The 5,479-nt window shown below is 74.7% G+C and carries 1 protein-coding gene; it reads right to left on the reverse strand.

Annotation, left to right across the window (positions count from 1 at the left end):
• On the reverse strand, positions 1-5,449 hold a 5,449-nt coding region (locus A6Q79_RS15475), incomplete at its 3' end, for a fatty acid synthase subunit beta domain-containing protein (protein WP_317698718.1).
• Positions 5,450-5,479: the final 30 nt, after the last annotated feature.

Consider the following 5,479-nt stretch of genomic DNA (forward strand, 5'->3'; position numbering starts at 1 on the left):
GGTCTCCCATGACGCGCCCCGCCGCGAACGGCACGAGCATCGTCGGCACGAGGGCCGGCTTGGTCACGTGCTTGGTGCTGCCGACCGTGCGCGACTGCTCGGCGACCACCCACGACGCGAGCGCGTCGACGTCGGCGAACGAGGCCATGTTGGCGGGGACCACCCAGAGGCGGGCGCCGGTGCGGGCGTGCGAGCGGTAGAGCTCGCGGAAGAAGCCGACCTTGCGGCTGTCGAGGCTCGACGTGGTGGCGACGACCGTCGCGCCGCCGGCGAGCAGCTCGCCCACCACCGACGCGGCGATGGAGCCGCGGCTGGCACCGGTGACGAGCGCGACGTCGTCGGCCCAGGCGCCGGGCGTCGTGTCGAGCGCGACGTCGGCCACCTGCTCCAGACGCCTCTCGAGTCCTGCGTCGTCGGTGCGCCCCGCCCACCAGCGGGCCTGGCTCGCGATGACGTCGCCGGCACCCGTGAACCGGCCGGGCTCGACGTCGACCTGACCGAGCGCGAGCCGCGCCAGGTCCTCACGGGCGCTCGCCCACCGGTCGTCGAGCAGCACGGCCCGACGCTCGTCGAACGCGGGCGCGACGGCCTCGACCCAGTCGGAGCCGAGCTCGGCCTCGACCCGCGCGAGCACGCGCCGGGCGTCCTCGTCGTCCTCGACGACGGGCGCCTCGGCCGCGAGGCCGAGCCGGTCCAGCAGGTGACGGGCGGTGCTCGCGAGCACGCCGTCGGGTCCGGTGATCTCGCCGGTGATCTCCGCCAGCGCGGCGGCGTCGACGGTGGTGTCGGAGCCGCCGGTGGACGGCAGCGCGACGCTCACGCCGTGGCGTGCCGCCACGGCCTGCACGGCGGCGTCGACGGCCGCGTCGACCTCGGCACCGTTCGTCGGCATGGCGACGGTGGCGAGGTCGCCCCCGCGCACGCTCGCGCCCTCACGCGTCGAGAGGGCCAGCTCGGCCAGCACGTGGCTGGCCCAGCCCGCGCCGAGCTGCCAGACGTCGGTCACGCGGTCGGCCACGGCCGACTGCTTGCGACCCGTCGGCCCGAGCACCTTCTTCAGGTGGTCGGCGAAGGTCGCCGAGAGCACCGGCCCGAACGGCTTGTAGCCGCGGGCCAGACCCTTCACCTGGGCCGACAGGGTCGGCACGTCGGCGTCGGCCGCACCGTCGATGGCCCCCAGCGACAGCTCGCCGCCGAGGTCGACGAGCAGCTGGTTGCGGCGCGACGACGCACCGTCGCACAGCGATTCGATGGAGTCGGCGGCACCGATCTGCTCGGGCCGCAGCTTGGTCCACCACGCGATGAGCGTGCGGGTGCCGTCGGCGGCGTCGAAGGCGAGGTCGTCGGGACGGGGACCCGACGACGTGGGTGCAGCAGCGGGCGCCGCGGCGACGGGAGCGGCTGCTCCCTCGGCAGCCGGGGACTCCGCGACGACCTCGTCCTCGACCGGCACCGGGTCCTCGTCGGTCGCGAACACCGCGGCGGCGTCGCGCTCGATGTTCGCGACGTCGACGCCGCGGGCGCCGAACGTCGACTGCACCGCCGGGAGCTTGAGCGTCGACGACGCCAGGTTCGCGACCGTCGGCGACTGTCCCACGCCGATCTCCACGAACCGTTCGACCCCGAGGCCACCGTTCTCGACGCTCGCGAACATGAGGTCCTGCGTCTCGATCCAGCGCACCGGGCTGGCGAACTGCCAGGCCAGCAGCTCGACGAGCAGCGTGCGGCACAGCGCCTGGGGGCGGGCGGTCCACGCGTCGACGTCGGCGAGGACGGCGTCGAGAGGCGAGGGGCCGACCAGGTCGGCGACCTCCTGGATGAAGTCCTCCGCGAGCGAGAACGGCCGCGGCACGAGGTTCGGCACGTAGCGGCCCTCGAGGATCGACGGGTCGATCTCGGCCGGCAGCAGCTCCTCCAGGCGGGCGCGGAAGTCGGGCACGCCACCGTGCAGCACGCGCGAGTGGAACGGCACGTCGATGCCCGGCACCAGGATGAACGCGGCCTTGCCGCCGAACCGCTCCCGACGCTCGGCGATGTCGGCCTCGAGCACCTCCAAGCCCTTCACCGTGCCGGCGATCGCGTACTGCGAGCCGCGCAGGTTGTAGTTGACGATCTGCAGGAACTCGCCGCTGCGCTCGGCCACGCCGTCGACGTAGTCCGTGACCGTCTCCATCTGTCGCCCACGGCCCGACGCCCCCGCCGTGTCGTCCTCCAGTCCGATCTGCGACGGACGGATGGCGGCGAGCCGGTAGTCGCTGCGGCCCTGCTCGTCACGCGGGACGAGGGTGTGCATGACGGAGCCGCGCTGGAACACGACCTCGACGACGGCCTCGAGCGGGATCACGCCGGAGACCGCTGCGAGGGCGTTGTACTCGCCCACGGAGTGGCCGGCCAGCACGGAGCCCTCGACGAACGCACCCGACTCGCGCAGCTCGGCCATCTGCGCCGCCCCGAGGACGGCCATGGCCACCTGCGTGAACTGCGTCAGGAAGAGCACGCCGTCGGGGTGGCGGTGCGTGACGCCGTCAGCGACGAGGACGGTCGGGTTGTCGCGCACCACCGTGAGGATCGAGAAGCCGAGCGCCTCGCGGGTGTGCGCGTCGGCACGGTCCCACACGGCCCGGGCCGCCTTCGACCGCTGGTAGCCCGCCATGCCCATGCCTGCGTGCTGGATGCCCTGGCCCGGGAACGCGTACGCGGTGCGCGGCGCACGCAGCCGTGCGGTGGCGGCCATGACGAGCTCACCGCCCGCACGGCAGGTGACCTCGACGACCTCGTCGCCCTCGACGAGGGCGGTGCGCTCGGCCTTGACCGAGACCTCCGCCCCCGGAGCCAGCGGGCTGAGCCAGCGCGTGGTCCAGCCGAGCAGGGTGCGCCCGGTCTGCTCGACGACGACGCGCTGCGCCGCGGCCGAGAGCCACATGCCGTGGGCGATCGGCTCGCCGAGCCCGGCGAGGCGTGCGGCGGCCGTGCTGGTGTGGATGAGCCGTCCGCCGGCGCGCACGGGCTCCCCGGCGTGGGCGTCGCCCGGGCGACCGCGGACGCAGAAGCGCTCGACGAGCGTCGCGACGGTGGAGTCGTGCTGGCGCACCGCGACGTCGACCGTGACGACGCGCCCGAGGTCGGTGGCCTCCACCGAGCGCAGCGAGGCGCGGACGGCGAGGTCGGCCCCGTCGGCCGGCGTGTCGGTGAGTGCGACGGCGTGGTCGAGGTGGACGAGGTCGAGCATGCCCTCCACGACCGGCTCGCCCGACGCAGCGCGGGCCGCGCCGATCACCGCGAAGACCGCGGGCCAGGCCAGCCCGACGAGCGCGTCGGGGACGACGTCGGTCGTGGTGCCGGACGTGACGCCCGCGTGGTCGGCCACGACGTCGTCGCTCCAGGGGGCGACGAGCTCGGCGGCGCCGTCCGTCACCGTCGGCAGCGAGCCACCCGCCGCGGCGGTGAGCAGGTCGAGCATGGCCGACGCGGCGGTCGAGACCGGCACGACGGGCGCCGCGCCGGTGGCGACGGCGTCGGTCACGTCGAAGGCCAGGGTCAGCACCCGGCCGGCGCGGTCGAGCGGGACCGTCAGCTCGGCCGTGCTCCCTGCCCCGGTCAGCACGGCACCCGTCTCGGGGTGCTCCGCGCGCTCGGGGGCCACGATGACCCACCCGCTCGACGTCGAGGCCGGGGCCCCGAGCCGGTGGACGGGGTTGCGGACCGTGCGGCCGGCCCAGACGGCGTCCGGCGCCGCCAGCACGAGCGAGACGGCGCCGTCGGCACCCTCCGCGCGACGCAGGCCGACGACCTCGCGCGGCGCGGCGCCTGCGGCGAGCACCGCGTCGACCGTCGCCTCCTCGAAGCGGCGCAGCAGGTCGCCCACCGGCTCGTCGACGCGGGTGATGCCGGCGACCGAGACCGTGCCGGGGATGACGCAGACCTGGTCGGCGCCGAAGCGCGGGTCGTGCGCCTGCCACAGCGAGTCCGAGCGCCACCAGCGACGCACGTCGGCGTCGATCACCGGCACGAACGGCACGGGCTTGCCCGGGCGACGGCACACCTGCACGAAGAACGGTACGTCGGCCGGGTGCAGCACGACGTCGTCGGCGGCCGGGTAGGTCTCCCGCAGCGTAGCGAGGGCAGTCGCCGCGTCCTCGACGTCGGCCGGCGCGGCGAAGAGCGTGGCGACGTCGCCGTGGTCCTCGGGCGCCAGACGCGCCTCCGCGCGCTGCAGCATCGTGTGGAAGCGATCGCGCAAGGTCACGTCGAGCCAGGTGCTGCCTCCGTCCTCGTCGATGCCCGTCGAGGCGACATGGTCGGTCGTGAGGGCCGCGAAGCGGTCGAGCCAGGCGCCGTAGGTCATGGCGGCGACGTCGCCGAAGTACGGCTTGGCGGTGCGGTCGAGCGCCTCGACGATCTCGTCGCGGCGGGCCGCGACGGCGTCGGCGTCACCGGCCACCTCGTCGAGCAGGCGACCGGTGCGCGAGGCGGTGTTGTCGATCTCGTGGATGTCGGCACCGAGCTGGCTGCGACCCGACGCCATGCCGCCGGACGCGTGGCCCGCACCCACCCAGTCGGTGGTGCCCGGGGTGTCGACGAGCAGCTGCTTGACGTCGGGCGCGGTGGTGGCCTCGAGCGTCGCCATGGCGGCCGTGCCGACGAGCACGCCGTCGAGCGGCATCACCGGGTGGCCGTGGGCACGCGCCCACTCGCCGGTCAGGTAGGCCGCGGCGACCTCGGGCGTGCCGATGCCGCCGCCGACGCACACCACGACGTTGTCGTGCGCGCGCAGCTGGGCGTACGTGGCGACGAGCAGGTCGTCGAGGTCCTCCCAGGAGTGGTGACCGCCGGCCTTCCCGCCCTCGATCTGGATCATGACCGGACGCGGTGCGACCTGCTCCGCGATGGCGAGCACCTGACGGATCTGCGCGACGGTGCCCGGCTTGAACGCGACGTGCTGGACACCCACCTCCGAGAGCTCCTCGACGAGCGCGACGGCCTCGTCGAGCTCGGGGACGCCCGCGGTGACGACGACGCCGTCGACCGGCGCGCCCGCAGCGCGCGCCTTCTGCACCAGCCGCTGGCCGCCGAGCTGCAGCTTCCAGAGGTACGGGTCGAGGAAGAGGGAGTTGAACTGGAAGGTGCGGCCCTCTTCGAGCAGCTCGCGCAGCTCGACCATGCGGTCGGCGAAGATCGGCTCGCTCACCTGGCCGCCACCGGCCAGCTCGGCCCAGAACCCGGCGTTGGCAGCCGCGGCGACGATCTTGGCGTCGACGGTCGTAGGCGTCATGCCCGCGAGGAGGACGGGCGAGAGGCCCGTGAGACGGGTGAAGGCGGTCTCGACGCGCAGCGAGCCGTCGGGCAGCGTGGCGGCCGTGGGGGCGTAGGAGCTCCAGGGACGGCTTCGCCGCGGCGCGGCTCCAGGGACGGTGAGCTCCCGGTGCCCGCGACGGGTCGCGACGGACACGACGCCCGCTCCCCGGACCTTGGCCTCGCC

It is taken from the genome of Aeromicrobium sp. REDSEA-S32_B7, from assembly GCF_001626145.1.
In the GTDB taxonomy this organism is placed as follows: domain Bacteria; phylum Actinomycetota; class Actinomycetes; order Propionibacteriales; family Nocardioidaceae; genus Aeromicrobium; species Aeromicrobium erythreum.